Consider the following 19,876-nt stretch of genomic DNA (forward strand, 5'->3'; position numbering starts at 1 on the left):
TACTGCCTCCCCACAAAAAAGCCACCGCAGAAAACCACAGTGACTTCTTTCGCAATGCGTAATCAAACAGCGATCGCTAGCCACCCGCGACAGCAGGCACAATGCTCACTTCATCGCCGTCTTTAAGAGAGGTCTCTTTGTTGTCTAAAAAGCGAATGTCTTCGCTGTTGACGTAGAAATTAACAAACCGGCGCAGCTCTCCATTGTCGTCACAAAGACGCTTTTTGATGCCGGGGAATTTGCTCTCTAGCGTGTTCATCAGTTCAACAATGTTGCCGCCATCGCACTCAACGGTGGCTTCGTCATTGGTAAACTTTTGCAGGGGGGTCGGAATTAAAACCTTAACGGCCATGTCTCTATTGGGGTGTAACTAAAAAACGGGGAAAGGAATAGACTATACCTGAGTTTGCTGCCACTCTAAGCGGTTGAGGGTGTTGGCGCGCTCCCAGGCCCGCTCAAAACTGTCTAGCTTGGGCTCAATGGTGAGCGGCTCGCCGATATAGCCCTGTACGGCTTCGGTAGTCTTCAGACCGTTGCCGGTGATAAAGACAACCGTTTTCTCTTCAGGATCGATTTTACCGGCTTCTACCAGCTTCTTCAGTACGGCGATGGTCGTACCGCCCGCTGTTTCGGTGAAGATGCCTTCGGTCTCAGCCAGTAGCTTCATGCCAGCGATAATTTCAGCGTCGGTGACATCTTCAATTTGGCCGTTGGTTTTCCGGGCCACATCCAGCGCATACATGCCGTCTGCCGGGTTGCCGATCGCAATTGACTTAGCGATCGTGTTGGGCTTGACGGGGGTAATGAAATCGCGCCCCTCTTTGAACGCCTGAGAGATAGGAGAACAGCCCTCAGCCTGTGCGCCGCTAAAGCGAACGGCTTTATCTTCTACTAGCCCCGTTTTTACAAATTCATTGAAGCCTTTGTAGATCTTGGTGTAGAGCGAGCCAGAGGCGCAGGGAACGACCACATGGTCAGGCAGTTCCCAACCGAGCTGCTCAGCCACTTCAAAGCCTAGCGTCTTTGACCCTTCGGAGTAGTAGGGGCGCAGGTTGATATTGACAAAGCCCCAGCCGTGGGTGTTGGCGACTTCGGAGCAGAGGCGGTTGACCTGGTCGTAGTTGCCTTTAACGGCCATCAGGGTAGGGTCGTAGATTAGTGTGCCGAGGATTTTACCGGCTTCTAAGTCGGCGGGGATGAAGACGCAGCACTCTAAACCGGCATGGGCAGCGATCGCTGCTGTAGAGTTCGCCAGGTTACCTGTACTCGCACAGGACACGGTCGTAAAGCCCAGTTCTTGAGCCCGAGTCAGCGCCACAGAGACCACCCGGTCTTTGAAGCTGAGCGTGGGCATGTTGACTGCGTCGTTCTTGATGTATAGATTTTTTAGGCCGAGCTGACGGGCCAACCGGTTGGCTTTTACCAGCGGCGTCATGCCCGTGCCAACGTCGATGGGGGTATCGGTTTCGACCGGCAAAAAGGCTTTGTAGCGCCAGATGGAGTGGGGGCCAGCGGCAATCGTTTCGCGGGAGACCTGACGGCGAATAGCGTCGTAGTCGTAGGCGACTTCTAGCGGGCCAAAGCAAACATCTTCGCAGACGTGCTTAGCGCCGAGGCCATACTCTTCGCCGCACTCTTTACACTTGAGCGCTGTAAACGTTTTCTGCGAAGTAATCAGTCTTTCGATGGCTTGAGTCATGGTAACCCCCTTATAAGTCTTGTCCAGGCTGGTCTGCTACGGCGTGAAGTCAGTGGTAAAACAGGCGTCCTGTACCTATTTCTACCGAAGTGAAACGATGCTAACACGCCAGAGATCGCGCAGCAAATAATCCCGACTATTTTAGTCGGGATTAAAATATAGATAGAAACACTGTGGCTGTGGCCACCTCTTTCAGAGGGATTCGACAGCCAGAGCGATGCCGCTAGATGGCTCAAAGGACAAGGCGGTCAAAGGCCAGTCGGCCTCTGCTGTAAAATCAATGGTTGCTATTAGTTATTTCTATAGCTGTGGATCGGATGAGTGAGTGATCGCCTCTAGCTGCCGCCAGTCCTGCGCTCTCACCATCCATTTATTGAGATTTACCTTTTCCCGACTGCCTGCTTCTGAGTAGCCACTCTCTATATACAAGTGGCTCTTTTCTGTATACAGATGGTTAAAAGACTCAAAGGGGTAGCGCTTGACGACCTTGCCAATGGGGTTGTAAACCGTCAGCCGATTGGGAGCCACTGTAAAGTAAGGGCGCGTAAGATATAAGTAGCCAAATAGAAACGCCGCCAGGCCAATCACAATGGCAACGTTGAACTGATTATTCAGCAGCATCAGCCACAGGCTGACTAGAGTAGCGATCGCGCCTAGCAATATCAAAGCGATTCCTATTAAAGGGTTATAGCGGCCCTTAAAGTGTTCATCTTCAGTGGGCGCAGGCGATGAGCGCGTCATGTCGAGTCCTGTAAACTGCTCGGATAAAATGCTGGGCTACTGAGGAAATATACATTGCAAGTAGCTCCGCCCATCCGCGTCTGGATGCGGCTGGATGGAAAATTTACCCTTGATCAGTGGTAGAGCCGTATGGGCCGTTGCTAAGACTAGGCCGGTAGAGAGATGGATATTTTCAACAGCGAGCCGTGAGCTAGTCAAGAGATCTGCTGAAGCATCAGCGTGCTGGTCACCTGATGAATCTACGGCATCGGAGATATTGTCAAGTTCGGTCTGTAGGTCTGCAGCGGGGCGATCGCATTCAATCACCACTGCCACCGCCTGATCCCTTTGTTCTACAAACAAGCGCAGCGTTCTACTGTAGGCAATCGCGTCTTGAATGAGGCTGATTAAAGTGTTCTTGAGCCATCGAGCGTCGGTATAAACTTCTATCTCTTGAGCTGGCAACTCTACTGTGTAGCGCACGTTTTGATTAGCCGCTTGCAGAGTCGTAAACATCTCTACCTCTGGCAGCACAAAGCCTAGATCCACCGCTTCTAGTCGGGGTGGTTCTCTCCCCACATCTAGCTTAGACACGGCTGCAATCTGGTCAAACAGAGCCAGCATTTTTAGCGCAGCCTCTTTAGACTGGGCGATGAACTCTTTCTCTTCTTCGGGGCTGTCGCACAGGTCTTCTAAAATTAGCTGGTGCAGACTGACGATAGTGTTAATGGGCGATCGCAACTCGTGAGATGTGCGGGCCAAAAAGCCGCTCTTAAACCGTTCGAGCGCTAGCAGACGTTGATAGGCTAGCTGTAGGGCTGAGTAATCTTCTGGGGAAGTCATGGGGGTTAAAAGTGACGCGAATTATCAGCGTAACTCGAAATCTCGCCGCTATAGCCTGACTTCACCCTGACGCAGTATCTGCCAGCCGCTGCCAGTCCACTGAGCGACGGTAGAGGGGGTGCCGCTGGCCGTAGCCTGCTGCGCAGGGCTAGGTTCAAACGCTTCCGTAGGGAGGGTGAGGGCCGTAGGAAAGGTACGGGCAATATCAGCCACTGCGGTCAAAGGCGACTGCCCCGAAAGGTTGGCGCTGGTCGTTGCGAGTGGGCCAGTGCGAGCCAGCAGGTCTAGCGCGATCGGATGGCTAGGGACGCGGATGCCAAGGGTGCCGGTATTTTGAGGATTTAAGGTGGGGGGGGTGCGATCGCTGGCAGGCAATACCAGCGTCAGTTGCCCTGGCCAGCAGCGATCGGTTAAGTCTTTCCAGATCTCATGAGCCGCCGCGTCGCCCGCTACATAGGGCAAAAGGTCAGAGAGAGAAGCGCCCATTAACACCAATGGCTTATCTAACGATCGCCGTTTGGCCGCGTAGATCAAATCGGCGTGCTCAGGGCGACTAGCCAGCGCGGGGACGGTGTCAGTCGGGAAGCTGATCAGCGTTGGGGTTGCCAGCGCCTCGACCATTTGAGTAAGTGAAACCTGAGGCATAGGGAAGTTTGGAGCAGCGATGCCAAAGCTAGATGCTAATGCTATGGCACTGCGCTGGCCGCTAGAGATAGCTATAGCATTTTACCTTGAGCCGCTTCGACAAGTCCGGTGACGGTGGTGATGCGGTAGCCTCGGGATTGAAGAATAGGGAGAATCTTTTTGAGGGTAATGACAGTGCGATCGCCCCTGCCCTCATCGCCATCGTGCAGCACAATGATGTCGCCTGGCTGCACGGTCGCCAAAATAAACGCAGCGGCAAAGCGAGCAGAAGATACATGGGTATCGTAGGGAAACACCGAGCCCAGCACCAGCTGATAGCCGTGCCGTTGAGCAATGTTCACCATTTCAGCGCTGTAAAATCCCATCCCTGGCCGCAGCCATCGCAGAGAAGTATCGATCTCCTCCAGGTAAGGCAGTAGGGCCTGCTCAGCAGCTAGTAAATCGGATTCAAAGGCAGCTGGCGTCAGCCGAATACTGGGTTCATCCGCTGTGAGATGGTTGCCCAGCTCGTGCCCAGCGCGGACAGTTTGCCGCACCACTGCCTCGTGGCCGGGTAGATGAGCGCTGATGTTAAAGAAGGTGGCCCTAGCATCGTAGCGGGCAAGCACTGCCAACATCTCTGCGGTCGCCGGACTGGGGCCATCATCTATCGTCAGGGCAATCAGCTGAGGCGCAGCTGGTAAATCTGATAGGTTCGCCGCGTACAGCGCACCGGGCTTGATCTGAGCGGCGAGGGTAAACAGCCAGCGGGGTTGAGTCAAGAGGTAAAGGCTAACCAGCAGCGCCAGCAAGCCATACAACGACTTTTTGAAGCGTCTTTTCGTCGTCACCAGCTGCCCTAAACTTCTACGGGTCAGATCATAATGCACCCACAGCCACCACCGTATCACAGCAGGAATATGCAACAATACTGAGGGCAAAAGACATAAGGAACTGCTAACTATGGCGTCTCCCTCCAGCGTAAGCATTCAGGCGGTACAGGCGATTGGCCTCACAGTTTCTGATGCAGGCCGCGCTACTGACTTTTTTACGGGCGCGTTCGATTTTAAAGTGGTTACTGATAGTGTCATCAGTGGCGACGAAGCCAGCTATCTGTACGGAGTGCCCAAGGCTCAGGTTCGCATTGTGTCTTTGCGGCTAGGTGAAGAAACCATTCGTCTGATGGAGTTTTTGGGCGTTGACAGCAAGCCTGTACCGGCTGACAGCAAGAGTAACGACCTGTGGTTTCAGCACTTTGCCATTATCGTCAGCGACATGGACAAAGCCTATGCTCAGCTCCAGAAATTTTCATTTACACCGATTTCTCCTGAGCCGCAAACGCTGCCCAATGACATTCGTGCTTTTAAGTTTAGAGATGCTGACGGCCATGCGCTAGAGCTATTGCAGTTTCCGCCGGGCCTTGGCCCTGACCACTGGCAGGCTAAAGACGCGCTGTTTTTGGGGATAGATCATTCGGCGATCGCTATCTCCAGCACCGAGCGCAGCCTGGTGCTGTACCGCGATCTGTTGGGACTGACTCACCAGGGCAGCATGACCAACATCGGCATTAAGCAAGAGACGATGGATAATCTCTTTAGCGCCAAGGTCATTGTTACCTCACTGACGCCTGCTGCTGGGCGACTGGGCGTAGAATTTTTAGACTATCTCACACCGCCGGGCGCACGGCCTTTTCCGCTCGATCAGCAGACCAGCGATCTGGTACATATGCATTTTGAGCTGCTAGTAGAAGATATTGACGCGGCAGTAGAAGCCTTAGAAGAGGCTGAAAAGACCCAGGTGCAGTTTGTCTCGCCCAAAGTGATCGACCTGCCAGAAACCATGCCGTTTAAGCAGGCAGTGCTATGGCGAGGGCCAGATGGCCACAATGTGCTGCTGGTGCAAAACTAGAAGATTGTCAGGTGAGAACAAGATATGAGAAAAAGATAAGAGGAGAGATCTATTGGAAACGGTGAGTACGCTGCTATCGGCGCTGTATCCTGACTTCATCGTAGGGCCACAGGGCTATATGCTGCTGTTGTTTCGCGCAGTCGTGGGGGTTTTATTCATATTGCACGGGTTGCCTAAGCTCAAGCATTTGAAGACATGGTCAGAAGCGTTGGGCGCGCCACTACCGCTGTGCTTTTTGTCAGCGGCTTTTATGGTGGTAGGGGGCACTGGGCTAATTTTGGGCCTGCTGACGCCCTTTGCCAGCGCGTCTATTTTGGTGTCGATGATCTATGCGATTGTGCAGGAACTGATCAAAGGCGATCCGATGGTGGCCCCTGATCCTTACCTGCTGGGCGAATATTACGAAGGGCCAGAGGGACAAAAGGGCGAGCCGCCCAGTTATGAAAAAGCGCTGATCTTTAGCTTGATGCTGATTTTGCTAATTTTATTCGGGCCGGGCGCATACTCGCTCGATGCGCTGCTGCTGATTGGCGCGTAATAATTGGCGTTTAGAAGGAGCGCGCCAAACTTGGACTGAACGGCACTGATAGAACGCCCCTCATGCTTGAGGGCTATTTTTATGTCCGTAGATAGCCGTACATAGTGAGTCCTTTTGGTATTGTGATGGCCAATATCATTACGACTGCAGAATTCTACACGGCGAGCCTGGATTTATGAGAATCGGTGCAAATTTTGACGACGGCTGTAAATTCACGGTGTGGGCACCGCTGCTAGAAAAGGTGTCTGTAGAGGTGAAGAATGAGGCCGGGGCAGTCACTCATCTGCCGATGACTCAAGATGAGCAGGGTTACTGGCATGTCAGTGCGCCCAACCTGCCTGCTGGCACCCGATATCTCTATCAGCTAGAAGAGGGCGAAGAGGCGTGGCCCGATCCTGCCTCTCATTTTCAGCCGGAGGGCGTGCATGGTCCTTCAGCGGTGGTGGATCACGCTCAGTACAAATGGCAGGATGACGGCTGGCAGGGCGTTCCGCTGACTGACTACATTATTTATGAGCTGCACGTGGGTACGTTTACACCCGAGGGTACGTTTGCAGGGGCGATCGCTCGTCTGCCTGACCTGGTAGAACTTGGCGTTACCGTCGTCGAAATTATGCCCGTGGCTCAGTTTCCAGGTGCTCGCAACTGGGGCTACGATGGCGTTTTTCCTTTCGCCGTCCAAAATTCATACGGCGGCCCCGATAGCCTGAAGCAACTCGTCGATGCCTGTCATCGGCACGGCCTAGCGGTAATCATGGACGTGGTGTACAACCACTTTGGCCCCGAAGGTAACTACACTGGTAAGTTCGGCCCCTATACCACCGATCACTACCGCACGCCCTGGGGCAGCGCCATCAACTTTGACGATGCCTACAGCGGCGGCGTTCGCAACTACTTTATTGAAAACGCCTTGATGTGGCTACGCGACTACCACATTGACGGGCTGCGGCTAGACGCAGTTCATGCCATTTACGACTTTGGCGCGAAGCACTTTTTACAGGAACTGGCTGAGAAGGTCGCTGACTTTGCGGCGGGTCGCCCCTCTCCGGCCTATCTAATTGCCGAAAGCGATCTCAACAATCCTCGGCTGACTCGCCCGGTTGAGAAGGGTGGCTATCAGCTCGATTCTCAGTGGAGCGATGACTTTCACCATGCGCTGCACAACCGGCTGACGGGTGATGCCATGGGCTATTACCAGGATTTTGACAGTTTGGAAGCGCTGGCGATCGCCTTCAAACACCGCTTTGCATACGACGGCAAATACTCCAGCTTTCGCAAGCGGGCTCACGGCGCACCGGCACCGGATCTGCCCTCACCGCAGTTTGTGGTCTCCAGCCAAAACCATGATCAGATTGGCAACCGGATGCTGGGCGATCGCTTCTCTACCCGCATTCCTTTTGACGGGTTAAAGCTGGCAGCAGGCGCGACGATTCTTTCTCCCTACTTGCCGATGCTGTTTATGGGCGAGGAGTATGGCGACCCGGCTCCTTTTCTGTACTTTGTCGATCATGGTGATCCCGGTCTGTTAGAAGCCGTTCGCAAGGGCCGAACGTTGGAATTTAAAGATTTTCATGCCAGCGGTACGCCGCCCGATCCGGGTAGCGTTGAGACCTTTAAGGCAGCTACGCTTGACTGGTTGACTGTTGAAGAAGAAGGTGAGCGATCGCAGCAGGCTACTCTACGCAGGTTTTACCGGCAGCTGATCAAAGTGAGAAAGCAGTGCCAGATCATGACACCCTCTTACCCAGAAGATTTGACAGTAGAACATACAGACCCTGTGCTTTACTACCGGCGCACTTTGGCAATCGGCGATCTGCTCTGTCTAATGAACTTCAGTCAGCAGCCTGAGAAGGTTGAGCTACCCTTAGGTACAAAAGTTTGGCATCAGCAAATCAACTCTGCCGATGCTCAGTGGTCTGCGAGCAGTTCAGCAGACCAGGCCAGTGATGCTACCGGACCCCTTCCCGAAACGCTATCGGCGAGTTCTCCTTCCACCCTGGTTTTAAGTCCCTTAAGCATCGCCCTCTATCAGGCTGAATCTAGCGCCTAACCGTCGGAGCTGCCGACTGGCAGCCGCTTCTGCGTCTTCTCAATGTCTCTCCTAACCTAGCCGTGACCCATGCGTATCCCTGTTGCTACTTACCGCCTTCAATTCAACCCTGGCTTTACGTTTCACCAGGCCAAAGAGATTGTTGATTATCTCGATCAGCTAGGAATTTCTGATATTTATGCCTCGCCGATTTTTGCAGCCCGTAGCGGCAGTCAGCATGGCTACGACGTGGTCGATCAAAACAAGCTCAACCCCGAACTGGGCGGGATGGAAGGATTTGACCTGCTGATAGAGGAGTTGCAGGAGCGAGGCATGGCTTGGCTGCAAGATATTGTGCCAAACCACATGGCCTACGACGGCCAAAATCACTATTTGATGGATGTGCTAGAGCATGGGCAAGACTCTCAGTACATTGACTACTTCGATATTGAGTGGGAGCACTCCTATGCCGATATTCAAGGTAAAGTGCTCGCGCCAATGCTGGGCGATTTCTATCACCGCTGTCTGGAACGGGGTGAAATACAGCTGAGCTATCACGCCGACGGGCTGAAAGTTAACTACTACGGCTTACATTTTCCGGTGAGGGTAGAGTCTTACGCGAGCTTTTTGACTTACGAAATCTCGTGGCTGCGGCGACAGATGGGCCGACAGCACCCTGACTATATTAAGCTAGCCGGTGTTTTGAACACGGTCAGAAGTACTTTTCCAGATACAAAGGGACGAGAGCGCCGAGATCAGGCGCTGTTTGTGAAGCATTTGCTGTGGGAGCTGTACGAATCTAACAGCGAAATCAAAGGCTTTATCGACCAAAACATTGAGGCTTTCAACGGTCAGCCGGGTAAGCCTAAAACCTTCGACCTGTTGGATCAGCTGCTGCTAGAACAGTTTTACCGGCTCTCTTTTTGGAAGGTAGGGGCAGAAGAACTTAACTATCGCCGGTTTTTTACGGTCAACGAGCTGATTTGTCTCAAAGTAGACAATCCTAAAGTGTTTGACCAGACCCATGCGCTGATTCTCGACTTGGTCAGAGCGAAAAAGCTGAACGGCCTGCGTATAGACCATATTGACGGGCTGTACGATCCGCTGAGCTACTTAGAGAGATTAGAAGAGAAAACAGACGGCGTGTATACGGTCATTGAAAAGATCTTAGAGCCGGGTGAGCGACTGCCGGATCATTGGCCGATTCAGGGGACTTCGGGCTATGAGTTTTTGACATATGTCAATAGCGTTTTTTGTCAGCAGCAAAACCAGCGCCACTTTACGCGGCTTTACCGGCAGTTTAGCGGTTTGCGAGATGGTTATGACAAACTCTTTTTGGAGAAGAAGCGGCTGATTGCCGACACTAACCTGGTGGGCGATATTGACAACCTGGCTCGCTTCTTAAAACAGGTGGCTAGTCAGTATCGCTATGGCCGAGATTTGACGGCTAATGGCTTAAAGACGGCGATTCAAGAAGTCTTGGTGTCTTTTCCGATCTACTGTACTTATATCAACCAGCGAGGCAGCTCTAAGAGCGATATTGAGTACATCAAAGAGGCGATCGCGGGCGCAAGAACCCGTATTCCGCAGCTGCTGAATGAGCTAGAGCTAATCGAGCGATTCTTAGTGCTGGGGTATGAAGAGTCTCTGCCTTCGGAAGAGCGGGCGCAGTGGCTGCATTTTGTCATGCGACTGCAGCAGTTTACCGGGCCGCTGATGGCCAAGGGCGTAGAAGACACGCTGTTTTATGTATATAACCGGTTCATCGGACTGAATGAAGTCGGCGGTTCGCCCGACCGGTTTGGTATCTCGCTGAAGACTTTTCACGACTATAACTGCTATCAGCAGGAGAGCTGGCCGCACTCGCTCAATGCCACCTCTACTCACGACACTAAGCGCAGTGAAGATGTCAGGTCGCGCCTGAACGTGCTCTCTGAACTGCCCGAAGAATGGGAAACAGAGGTCAAAGCCTGGAGCGAACTCAACGCCGATAAAAAACAGCTCGTTAACGATCAGCCCGTGCCCGACCCTAACGACGAGTACTTTTTATATCAGACGCTGGTCGGAGCCTACCCGTTTGACGACAAAGAGCTGCCCGCCTTTCGCGAACGGGTGAAAGACTACGTGGTCAAAGCCGTTCGCGAGGCCAAAGTGCATACCGCTTGGCTGCGGCCCGATGCTGACTACGAAGCGGGCTATGTCAGCTTTGTCGAAACGCTGCTGACCCCTGGCAAAGACAATGTTTTTCTAGATAAGCTACAGCACTTCCAAAAGCGCATCGCCACTTACGGCATCTACAACGCGCTGGCTCAGCTGTTAATTAAGCTAACGGCTCCGGGAGTACCAGACTTTTACCAGGGCACTGAGCTGTGGGACCTGAGCCTGGTAGACCCTGACAATCGTCGTCCGGTAGATTATTCCAAGCGTCTTAAAGCGCTGCAAGAGGTGCAGGCTCAGTGGCAGCGACAGCCTACCACACTGATGAAAAACCTGCTGAAGAACCGAACGGATGGCTGCATTAAGCTGTTTTTGACGCTGCGCGGGTTGGCTGCTAGAAACTATTTCCGCAATGTGTTTAGAAGCGGCGACTACCGACCGCTGGCGGTGACGGGTGACCATGCTGACCATGTGATTGCTTTTATGCGACACAAAGGTGAGCATACGGTCGTGACGGTCGTGCCCCGGTTTTTGACGGGTTTAATTCAGCCGGAGACGCTGCCCCTGGGTAAACAGGTGTGGGGCAATACGGCCATAGCCCTACCGGCAGGCGGGCAGGCTAGCTGGCAAGATTGGCTCACCGGGAAGTCTGTGGCGGTGACCGAAGAACTGCTAGTGGCTGAATTGCTCAGTCAGTTTCCGGTGGCGCTGCTGGTGAGCGAAAACCACCGCCCGGAGGACGCCTAGCGAATCGGTATGGAAGATTTAGCTGAACGGCTGCTGGCTGGGGCGATCGCTGCTGGCGCTGAAGCTGCCGAGGTGTTTCAATCGAGTTCGCTCGCCAGACCCGTGATTTTTGAGGGCAATCGGCTAAAGCAAGCAGAAACATCTCAGGCAGAAGGGGTAGCCCTGCGGCTCTGGCGTGACGGTCAGCCGGGGTTAGCCGTTGGCTATGGGCCGATAGACTCACAGACTTTAGTCCAAAAAGCGCTGGCGATCAGCACACTGAATGCACCCGAAACGCCGAATCTGACGGCTGGGGAAGCAAAAGATTTTGGGGCTGTGGGTACAGCTGTAGAGACTCAGCAGCTAGTGGACTGGGGGCGAGAGGCGATCGCTCAAATTCGCGACCGTTTTCCTGACGTGATTTGCGAAGCGGAGCTGTCTTGCGACCTCGAAGAGACCCGGCTGATCAACTCTACCGGGCTAGACTATCGGGCTCAAGATACGGCCCTTAGCGGCTATATCAGCGCTGAGCTGACCCGCCCGGATGACTTTTTGAGCGCGGGGGATGGCAGGGTTCATCGTCATGCTTTAGATATGAGTGCGATCGCCGGCAGCATCATTCAGCGCTTAGGCTGGGCAAATCGCACCGTTGCGCCGGTGACCGGTCAGGTGCCGGTGATTTTTACGCCCGGTGCGGCCTGGCTGCTGTGGGATACGCTGCGAGCGGCGCTGAACGCTAAGCGAGTGGCCGAAGGCACCTCTCCCTGGAGTCAACGGCAGGGCGATCGCGTAATAGCTGAGGCAATTTCCTTGCGTCAAGACCCAACCGCTGGCCCCTATAGCTGCCCGTTTGACGATGAGGGTGTGCTTACCCAGCCCTTGATGTTTGTTAAAGCTGGCGTTTTAGAAAATTGGTACGGTGACTTAGCTCATAAGACTACGGGTAACGGCATTCGCCCTAGCCTGGGCAGCTACCCAACGCCGGGACTGATCAATCTATTGGTCGCACCTGGCCATCTAGACTGGCAATCTCTGGTGGCTGCGCAGCAAGAAGCGGTGATTGTCGATCAGGTGTTGGGAGAAGGCGGCGATATCACTGGCGACCTCTCTATTAGCCTGGAGCTGGGCTATCGCGTCACTCAGGGCGAGATTGTTGGTCGGGTGAAAGATACGATGGTGTCGGGCAATGCCTACAGCGCGCTCAATCATTTGATTGGGCTGGGTAGTGAGGCTGAATGGAGTGGTTCTACTTATACGCCTGCGGTGGTGGTGGATGGGTTGTCGGTGACGGGGTAAGAGGAAAGGGGAAAGGGTTTTGTCTCTTATGGTAGATGACGAATCGCTCGGAATCTTTCTAGCGTAGGAGACTAGCTAGGCGGTCGGGTAGATGTTTTTTTCGCTATTTGCAGGGCTGATCATGGCGTTTGCCTTTCAGCTGCTACTGACGAATCTGGGAGTAGCGCTGGGGCTGTCTACCGTTGGCTGGGCGATCGCGCCCCGTGACAAGAAAGTCGAGGATGAACCCGCTACCGAGGAGGCCACTGCCAAGGAGTCCGCTGCCGAGGAGTCATCGGTGGCGCTGCCTGTCAGCCATCTGCTGGGGTTTGGGGTGACTTTGAGCCTAGCAACCGTTTTATTTGGCTCAGCTTTTTTGGCCACTGAGTTTAGCAATATCATCCTGCCGAGGCAGGGGTTGATTTTTGGGGTGATGCTATGGGCGGCCTATCTGCTGATTTTAATCTGGATTAGTTCGGCGACAGTGTCGAATGTGGTTGGCTCTGTGTTTGGCGTGGCGGCGGGGGGTATTCGCCGTTTGTTTGGCGCGATGGGGCAGGTGGTTTCCTCAGGTCAAAGCGAAGATCTTTCTGAGGCTGATAGATTTGAGATTCTGACTAATGAGCTTTCTGCGGCGATCGCTTCCCAGCAGCAGCTTCCTCAACTGCTGAGCCAGGAGAGAGAAAAACTGGTGAGAGAGATTTGCGATCGCGCTAACCTTGCCCCCAACCAGGCCGAAACGCTATTGGAAAGTCTGCAACCCTCGCAACCAGACAATAGCGCTGAGATAGCGGCAGACTCAGACGCTGTCTCAGAACCGATTTCAGCGGCGGTGACACCAGCCACAGCGGTCTCTTCTTCTAAAAGTATGCTGGCTCAGGCAATGCCCGATTGGAGACAGCTATTGCGCTCGGCCCTCAATCAGATAGACCTGTCCGATTGGGACATAGAAAAGCTCTGGCAAAAATTTCAGAGCTTTACAAATGAGACGACAACTTTCAGCGTGGTCAGTCTCGATGTAGAAGATTATCTGCTAGAAACGCCGCGCTGGTCTTTGCAGTCTGAAGCGCTAGCAGAAGAGTTTGCTGAGCGGCTGTATGACCTTGAGGCTGAGCCTGCTCAGGTAGAGACGCAGCTAGCAGCATTGGGGCGACAAGACTTTGTTGACTGGCTACAGCAGCGAAAAGATCTCAGTGATGAGACAATCCAGAAAATCACTGATCAGCTGGTCAAGATACATGGCGAAGTACTTGAAAGTGTGCGGCAGGCGGCGATCGCCTCCACCGAAAATCGCTGGCAGCAGCAGCTCAAAGCGCAGCTCAACAAACTTCCTTTAGAAAGCTTGTCGGCAGATAATCTTTCTAGCTGGCTGCAAGACTTTGTGGATCATACGCCGCTAAAACCCGCTCAGGTAGAGCATCTGCTTAATCGACTGGATGGCGGTGCTCTTGTTGGTTTGTTTGAGCGCCATGCGACGCTGAGTTCTAGCCAGCGCAACAGCTTAATTCAAGGCTTTGAAAAGAGCCGTGATTTTGTCTCGACTCAGTTTGAAAAACAGCGGGCGGCAGCGGCTGAAAATCTTGAGATGATTCAGGCTAAGCTGATTACTTACTTTCGCTATACCGGCTTAGATAAGCTTACGGCTGAAAGCGTTGAGCAAAAATTGCGATCGCTACTAGAAGAAGCTGAACTACTCACCAGTAGCGGCCATCTCCGAGCCGATTTACTAGATAGTGCGCCCGACTTTAATAAAATTGCCCAGTCCCTTTCCCAAACTCTAGAGAGGCGAAAAGGCATTACCGACCAGCAGCACACCGAACTCATGAGTGCCCTTCGCTCTGCCTGGAAAAGCTATCAAAAACAGACTGACGATGAGCCTTTTTACAGCACGCTCGCTGGCTACTTTCGCTCAGTAGACTGGCCCGAAACCGGGTTAGATGAGCTAAAGCCGAAGCTGCTCTCAGAAGTGAAAGGCATTATTGACAGCTTCCCTGACGTGCCTCAGCAGATTGACGACTCTCGCCTGTTAGAAGCGCTTAGCTTGCAGCCAGCCGTTCGCTCTGAACTAGGAGACTGGCTACAGCAAAACCGCTATGAGCTGCTAGGCGCTCCCCGCCGCTGGGCCAAAAGAGCCGTGCAGATCTCGCAAGACTGGAGCGAGCGGCTACTCACGCGGGTGACTCACTATCTGCAGCATCAGGAAATACCAGATTTGAATTCTGCTGATTTCTTGCAAGAGTTGACTCAGGTGACAAAGGCAGCTGCTCGCTCTATTCCCCAAGCAGCCAGCGCCTTGCCCGAATTGGGAGACTCTTTTTGGCAGCAGGCGCTAGCCCACAGGGACGATCTGGATGTGGGAGAAGGTGAGGCGATCGCCGGTAAACTCACCTCGGCCTGGCAAACGGTGTCAGGCTCACTAAGCAACTGGGAGGGCGACATTCAATCGGCGGCTCAGACGCTGATGCAGTTTGTCAGCAAAGATGTTGTAGACAATACTCAACAGCAGTTCTTTGATATTTTAGAGAGCGCTCAAGCCAGGGCTCAAGCCCAGACAGAGGCCGTCAAACGTGACTTGCAGCAGCGCACTGAGCAGGTGCGGCGACAGGCAGCGATCGCCGCCTGGTGGCTTTTCATCAGCCTATTTACCGCCGGGATAGCGTCAGCCGGAGCCGGCTGGCTGGCAGTCAGGTACCCCCTTGCCTAAGTAATTTCTCGAAAGAACTAAGGCCCGGTGCCGCTTTAGAACTCTGCCGAAAGAAAGAGTTTGCCGCTAGCTTTTCAGACATCGGTCGATAGCTAGAGAGAAAAGGTAGAAATATCAGACATCTTAGAAGAGAAAGATAGCTTTGAACAGTTCATGTTGAAACCGATTAAAAAGATTCTTGCCTTTGGCATAGCGCCTGCTCTATTTGGGCTGCTAACCGGTTCGCCACTAACGGCTAGCGCCCAAACTAGCCCCTCGCCAACGCCTGAGGCTTCGACTGAGATCTATGCCACCCCTGAGCAGGAATACGACGAATACATGCGGCTGGGCTTTGCAGCGCAGCAAGCAGGCAACTATGCTGACGCTGCGACATCTTTTCGCTATGCTCTCTACGCAGTGCCCAATGATCGCGAAGCTACCATTGCCTATTGGAACGCTGTAGACGAACTCCAGTCAGACGAAGCGAGCGGCCAGAGCAGCGCCTATGAGCAAGCGATGGATCAAGGCTACGATGCTACTGAGAAGGGAGACTATGCTGCCGCCCTCGCATCCTTTCAGACAGCACTTCAGCAGCGACCTGAAGATTACTACGCGGCTCAGGCTGTGCGCAATGTGCAAACCTATCTCAGTCGGGGCACCGAGGCAGACTCTCCCACAGATGTGCCGCTGACCTATCGCGTTTATGCCGGTGAGACAGCTTATGATCGCTATATGCGCTTGGGCTATGCGGCGGCGAAGCGAGAAGATTTGTCTGCTGCTATTACCTACTTTAGAAGTGCGCTGTACGAACAATCCAATGACCGGCAGGCGACGATTGCCTACTGGAACGCGGTCGATGGTTTGCAAGATGGTGAATTTGGCTTGGGCCCTGCGGCAGAGGCTGGCTATGACCGCTACATGCGGCTGGGCTACGATGCCACGAACCGAGGCAGCTACGCCAGGGCACTTGATTTCTTTGAGAAGGCGATCGCTGAACGACCTCAAGACGACTACGCAGCGCAGGCCATTCGTAACGTTCGCACCTACATGAGCGAGTCAGCGGAGTAAGCAAAAGAAGAGTCAGCAGAGAAACTCAAAAATCGGGGTAGGCAGTTTATCCTGATTGACTGACAAAAGTTAGCCAGGGCTGAAACAGTGTCTGAACAGGCTTTATAAGACTTTCTTGATGGCTTAAGCAGCGAAAGCTCAGTATATTCTGCCGGATAGGTTGAATATATAATGTTTATTTAGATATGGTTGAAATTACCTAAGTTTAGATGACGCAGCGTTGTTTCAGCTTTTTCAAATAGGCTCCTGCGATTTAGCCTAATTTCACTCAAAAGTTTTGTCTTCAAAGAAGAAGCATGATGACTCCAGTTGTTTTTAGGGCAGATCTAGCAGGCAGTCATACTGCTTGGGGCTATCAGTTGAGCAGCGGCCAATGAATCATCTCACCCTGCTAAAAAGCGGCATAGAGCGGTGGAATCAACGGCGAGCGAGTCAGCTAGATGAATCTTACAACCTGGCCGGGCAAAACTTAAGAGACGGCTATTTTTTTGAAGGTGATTTCAGCGGCATCAGCCTAAGAGGAGCAGATCTCCAGCGAGCCTGTCTGATCGGCGCAAACTTTAGGGGCGCTGACTTGAGTGAGGCGAACTTAAGCGGCGCTTATCTATCAGATGCAGACTTCACTCAGGCAAATCTGAGCCGGGCCAATCTAACAGGTGCCAACATAGAGCGGGTTGATCTATGCCAGGCTAACTTGTTTCACGCTCGGGTCGCCAATGCCAATATCGATGAAGACCAGCTCTCCAGGCTAGACCTTGACGCTGCCGGCGTGGTGCAAAACCGTCTGGCTCATTGGTCAGCGGCGGCTCAGTTTGTTGCTCAGTCTCCGGGAGAGGCCGCGGCACTTGCGTCTGTACCGGCAGCCAGGTTTAGTCGCCAGATTCACCCGGATTATCGGGCTGAGGCTGGTGGCAGTTCTCCGCAAGTCGCCACTATCTACAGAGATAGCAGCTTAGAGACTCAGCCTGAATCGCAGCCAAATAATCAGGTTCTGGCCGGAGAGAGCACCTCTAAGAGCACTCCTCTTCAGAAAGGGATGCTATGGGGATCGGCGATCGCATTGGGTCTGATTGCTCTAACTGTAGGTCTACCGCTCGCTCTGAACAGTGCGCCAGAGGATTTGCCAGTTACCAATCGGCTCATTGCTCAGCCCGTCGCCAATCCGGCAGTAAAGCCGGGAGACGCGCAGCCCATTGTGCCGCTAACAGTCGCGCAATCGATTGAGGGTGCTAGTCAGGTATGGGCAGTCGCGGCTACGCAGATTGACGACGCAGTGAATATATTTGGCGGCGATGCCAACGGTCAGATCACAGTTTGGGACGGGCAAGGTGACATTCTACAGACGCTTGATGGCCACACCGATACGGTGAGAGGCCTAGCAGTGTCTGGGTCGGGAGACCGGCTAGTCAGCAGTAGCGGCGATGCCATTAAGGTGTGGCGACCGGCGACGGGTGAACTGGTCTATAGCATTCCGGTAGAGAGAGCTCCCGTTTGGGCCGTGGCCATCAGCCCAGACGAGCAAACGCTAATCAGCAGCGACTACGATGGCATCATCTCTACTTGGCAGCTAGGTAGCGGCGAACCGATCTACAGCATTGACGCTGGCTCAACGGTTTGGTCAGTGGCGATCGCCCCAGACGGTCAGTCGTTTGTCAGCGGCAGCAGCGACCAGACCATACGCCAGTGGGATCTCTCCAGCGGCGAGCTTTTGCAGACATTTACCGGCCATAGTGATGCTGTACGCTCGGTAGCCATTGATCCTGAGGGTAAGACACTCGCCAGCGCTAGCTGGGATGGCACCGCCAAGCTTTGGAACCTGGCCACTGGCGAGCTGCAAGCAACGCTTGACGGTCACAACGACCGAGTAGTGGCGCTAGCCATTAGCCCTGACGGTAAAACGCTAGTCAGCGGCAGCATCGACAACACCATCAAGTATTGGGATCTTAGTAACTGTGAGTTGATAGAGACGCTGAGCGACCATACCGACTGGATTTTGTCTTTGGCCTTTACGCCGTTAGATCCGACGCTGATTAGCGGCAGCAAAGACGACACTGTAAAGGTTTGGCAGTGAGTTGATAAAAAATACGGCTACTGCTTAAACTTCAGCAGTTCTTCCAGTCTGGCTAGCAGCTTAATTTTTACTCGGGTAATTTCATTCGCCGCGTTCAAGCTAAACTGCCAGGCTACATTAACCACAAAAAGCGCGGTTTTTACTTTGCCTCTGACGACAAAGCTGACCTGTTCGCCCTCTAAGTCTATTCCCTGGTCAGGTTTTTCGCAGCGCAGCGGGGTCAGCATCATGCCGCTGGCTTCGGTGGTGAGGTAGTGAGCGATCGCCCCTCGTCCCAAAATAGGCTGCTCAAACGGCGGCAGCATCTGCCCGTCTTCGGCAAAGAGAGCCGCTGCCTGCTCAAACTCACCTTGATTCAGGTGCTCAAAGTAGCGCTGAAGCTGCTCAGGTAAGGCTAGGTTGTCTGTTCGGGCATCTGCCCATTTTTCTACCTCACCGGGTTGCTGGTCAGCCGCCGCTTGGGTACTGGTAGACTCTTTCATTCCAATCTCTCCTATCGATTCTTGATGTCGTTCAAAAATCTGCAAACATGCCGATAGGATAAAAAAGCTCTCTTCTCGATACCTCGCTCAAAAGGCAGAGGCCAGAAGCCGTTAGGCCGCTAAAAGAGCCGTAAAAAAGCTCTGGTCAGATGAGTAGAGCCGCTGGTAACCGGCAAATTAGTAGCCCGATCAAAAGCTTTAATTCTTAAAATCTCTAAAATCTTTGTGATAGAAGTCTTTGTGATAGAAGCTTTTGCTGTCAGCGCGGAGCAGACTGCGCCGAGACTTCTCCCCGGTCTAGCCACCAGGCGGCATAGGCCAGGGATTGTTGCACATCAGCGGGCTCCAGGTAAGGGTAGACGGTAATAATTTCATTCACCGTTCGCCCTTCAGCCAAAAGCTCCAAAATTGACCCTACCGTGAGGCTCATGCCCCGGATGCAGGGTCTGCCGCCCATGACGCTGGGCGATTGGGTGATGCGAGTGAAATGTTGCACAATGGTTATCTCAGCCGACGTTTCAGCTCTCTTAGGGGTTCGAGGTCGCTAGTAGGGGCCATTTTAGCTTGCTCGCTAACGAGTTCTTCGTCAATGGCGGCTATATCTTCTCTGTCGGCGCTGATAATGCGGTTGAGCCGATCAACTGCAAAAGCTCTAGCCGTGATGACAACGTTTTGGGGAGGGGCTGGGCGATGGGTAAGATGAGTCTTCTGGCCGGTCTGCAGATCGGAGAGATCTGTCAGTTGGCTCTTGACGATGAAAGCATTGTTATCTCTGCCGTCGTTGACAAAAGAGTCAAGCAGAGGGCTGCGAGTGTTTCTACTCGCGGTTTTACCCGTAATCAAAATGAGTGGAAGAGATTCATTACTGCTCTCACAACGCAATACTGTTTCGTATTGACTATAAATGTATCGGCGGGTATCAACTCAAGGCGGGAAAAGCAGAGCTTCTAGTCAAGTAACAAATAGCACATTGGCCAGGCGGATAGAAAAAGCTCTGCGGCGAAGCCCAGAGCCCTGTATCGTACTCATGCAAATTCAATCGAGTCCGATGCC

17 protein-coding genes are annotated in these 19,876 nt (G+C 53.2%); 8 read left to right on the forward strand and 9 right to left on the reverse strand.

Features of this window, described 5'->3' with window-relative positions; genetic code table 11:
- Window positions 1–76 precede the first annotated feature (76 nt).
- From CKL79_RS09460 to CKL79_RS09485, 6 genes are all read right to left on the reverse strand, one after another.
- A complete protein-coding gene (locus CKL79_RS09460) occupies window positions 77–352 on the reverse strand; it encodes a MoaD/ThiS family protein (RefSeq protein WP_121969337.1) in 276 nt (91 codons plus the stop codon).
- A 42-nt stretch (window positions 353–394) separates the two neighbouring features.
- On the reverse strand, window positions 395–1,699 hold the full coding sequence (gene thrC / locus CKL79_RS09465; RefSeq protein WP_121969338.1) for a threonine synthase: 1,305 nt from the start codon (window positions 1,697–1,699) through the stop codon (window positions 395–397).
- A gap of 300 nt (window positions 1,700–1,999) precedes the next feature.
- Window positions 2,000–2,440 (reverse strand): hypothetical protein, encoded by a 441-nt coding sequence (locus CKL79_RS09470; protein ID WP_121969339.1) that lies wholly within the window; start codon window positions 2,438–2,440, stop codon window positions 2,000–2,002.
- Window positions 2,441–2,476: 36 nt separating this feature from the next.
- The gene (locus CKL79_RS09475; RefSeq protein ID WP_121969340.1) at window positions 2,477–3,262 is read right to left on the reverse strand and encodes a HAMP domain-containing sensor histidine kinase; all 786 of its coding nucleotides are present in this window, start codon (window positions 3,260–3,262) and stop codon (window positions 2,477–2,479) included.
- Between the two features lie 48 nt (window positions 3,263–3,310).
- A complete protein-coding gene (locus tag CKL79_RS09480) occupies window positions 3,311–3,907 on the reverse strand; it encodes an L-threonylcarbamoyladenylate synthase (RefSeq protein WP_121969341.1) in 597 nt (198 codons plus the stop codon).
- A 71-nt stretch (window positions 3,908–3,978) separates the two neighbouring features.
- Window positions 3,979–4,737 (reverse strand): chitin deacetylase family protein, encoded by a 759-nt coding sequence (locus CKL79_RS09485; RefSeq protein WP_240518765.1) that lies wholly within the window; start codon window positions 4,735–4,737, stop codon window positions 3,979–3,981.
- Window positions 4,738–4,849: 112 nt separating this feature from the next.
- Between CKL79_RS09485 and CKL79_RS09490 the strand changes: the two genes are divergently transcribed.
- From CKL79_RS09490 to CKL79_RS09525, 8 genes are all read left to right on the forward strand, one after another.
- Window positions 4,850–5,794 (forward strand): VOC family protein, encoded by a 945-nt coding sequence (locus tag CKL79_RS09490; protein WP_121969343.1) that lies wholly within the window; start codon window positions 4,850–4,852, stop codon window positions 5,792–5,794.
- A gap of 61 nt (window positions 5,795–5,855) precedes the next feature.
- Entirely contained in the window at window positions 5,856–6,332 is a 477-nt protein-coding gene (locus tag CKL79_RS09495; protein ID WP_240518768.1) for a DoxX family protein, read from the forward strand.
- A gap of 175 nt (window positions 6,333–6,507) precedes the next feature.
- On the forward strand, window positions 6,508–8,382 hold the full coding sequence (gene treZ / locus CKL79_RS09500; RefSeq protein WP_121969345.1) for a malto-oligosyltrehalose trehalohydrolase: 1,875 nt from the start codon (window positions 6,508–6,510) through the stop codon (window positions 8,380–8,382).
- Between the two features lie 69 nt (window positions 8,383–8,451).
- Window positions 8,452–11,265, forward strand: a complete 2,814-nt coding sequence (gene treY / locus CKL79_RS09505; RefSeq protein ID WP_121969346.1) for a malto-oligosyltrehalose synthase — start codon at window positions 8,452–8,454, stop codon at window positions 11,263–11,265.
- 9 nt (window positions 11,266–11,274) lie between these two features.
- Window positions 11,275–12,540 carry a TldD/PmbA family protein gene (locus CKL79_RS09510; RefSeq protein WP_121969347.1) on the forward strand — a complete coding sequence of 422 codons (1,266 nt, stop codon included), beginning with the start codon at window positions 11,275–11,277 and terminating at the stop codon, window positions 12,538–12,540.
- Window positions 12,541–12,631: 91 nt separating this feature from the next.
- Window positions 12,632–15,223: a hypothetical protein gene (locus CKL79_RS09515; RefSeq protein ID WP_121969348.1), complete on the forward strand. Its 2,592-nt coding sequence runs from the start codon at window positions 12,632–12,634 to the stop codon at window positions 15,221–15,223.
- A 153-nt stretch (window positions 15,224–15,376) separates the two neighbouring features.
- Window positions 15,377–16,270 carry a tetratricopeptide repeat protein gene (locus CKL79_RS09520; protein ID WP_121969349.1) on the forward strand — a complete coding sequence of 298 codons (894 nt, stop codon included), beginning with the start codon at window positions 15,377–15,379 and terminating at the stop codon, window positions 16,268–16,270.
- A gap of 373 nt (window positions 16,271–16,643) precedes the next feature.
- The gene (locus tag CKL79_RS09525) at window positions 16,644–18,341 is read left to right on the forward strand and encodes a pentapeptide repeat-containing protein (RefSeq protein ID WP_121969350.1); all 1,698 of its coding nucleotides are present in this window, start codon (window positions 16,644–16,646) and stop codon (window positions 18,339–18,341) included.
- Between the two features lie 17 nt (window positions 18,342–18,358).
- Here CKL79_RS09525 and CKL79_RS09530 read toward each other — a convergent pair whose 3' ends face one another.
- The 3 genes from CKL79_RS09530 to CKL79_RS09540 form a co-directional block, all read right to left on the reverse strand.
- Entirely contained in the window at window positions 18,359–18,823 is a 465-nt protein-coding gene (locus CKL79_RS09530) for a ketosteroid isomerase family protein (protein WP_121969351.1), read from the reverse strand.
- Between the two features lie 259 nt (window positions 18,824–19,082).
- Complete coding sequence (locus CKL79_RS09535) at window positions 19,083–19,319, reverse strand: DUF433 domain-containing protein (protein WP_121969352.1); 237 nt, start codon at window positions 19,317–19,319, stop codon at window positions 19,083–19,085.
- 5 nt (window positions 19,320–19,324) lie between these two features.
- On the reverse strand, window positions 19,325–19,666 hold the full coding sequence (locus tag CKL79_RS09540) for a hypothetical protein (protein WP_121969353.1): 342 nt from the start codon (window positions 19,664–19,666) through the stop codon (window positions 19,325–19,327).
- Window positions 19,667–19,876: the final 210 nt, after the last annotated feature.

Origin of the sequence: Leptolyngbya sp. BC1307 (genome assembly GCF_002286735.1) — a bacterium.
Classification (GTDB): Bacteria; Cyanobacteriota; Cyanobacteriia; order Phormidesmidales; family Phormidesmidaceae; genus Phormidesmis.

Coding starts and splice junctions, on each gene's coding strand:
- CKL79_RS09460 (WP_121969337.1), bottom strand. CDS start 352: ATGGCCGTTAAGGTTTTAATTCCGACCCCCCTGCAAAAGTTTACCAAT.
- thrC (WP_121969338.1), bottom strand. CDS start 1,699: ATGACTCAAGCCATCGAAAGACTGATTACTTCGCAGAAAACGTTTACA.
- CKL79_RS09470 (WP_121969339.1), bottom strand. CDS start 2,440: ATGACGCGCTCATCGCCTGCGCCCACTGAAGATGAACACTTTAAGGGC.
- CKL79_RS09475 (WP_121969340.1), bottom strand. CDS start 3,262: ATGACTTCCCCAGAAGATTACTCAGCCCTACAGCTAGCCTATCAACGT.
- CKL79_RS09480 (WP_121969341.1), bottom strand. CDS start 3,907: ATGCCTCAGGTTTCACTTACTCAAATGGTCGAGGCGCTGGCAACCCCA.
- CKL79_RS09490 (WP_121969343.1), top strand. CDS start 4,850: ATGGCGTCTCCCTCCAGCGTAAGCATTCAGGCGGTACAGGCGATTGGC.
- treZ (WP_121969345.1), top strand. CDS start 6,508: ATGAGAATCGGTGCAAATTTTGACGACGGCTGTAAATTCACGGTGTGG.
- treY (WP_121969346.1), top strand. CDS start 8,452: ATGCGTATCCCTGTTGCTACTTACCGCCTTCAATTCAACCCTGGCTTT.
- CKL79_RS09510 (WP_121969347.1), top strand. CDS start 11,275: ATGGAAGATTTAGCTGAACGGCTGCTGGCTGGGGCGATCGCTGCTGGC.
- CKL79_RS09515 (WP_121969348.1), top strand. CDS start 12,632: ATGTTTTTTTCGCTATTTGCAGGGCTGATCATGGCGTTTGCCTTTCAG.
- CKL79_RS09520 (WP_121969349.1), top strand. CDS start 15,377: ATGTTGAAACCGATTAAAAAGATTCTTGCCTTTGGCATAGCGCCTGCT.
- CKL79_RS09525 (WP_121969350.1), top strand. CDS start 16,644: ATGAATCATCTCACCCTGCTAAAAAGCGGCATAGAGCGGTGGAATCAA.
- CKL79_RS09530 (WP_121969351.1), bottom strand. CDS start 18,823: ATGAAAGAGTCTACCAGTACCCAAGCGGCGGCTGACCAGCAACCCGGT.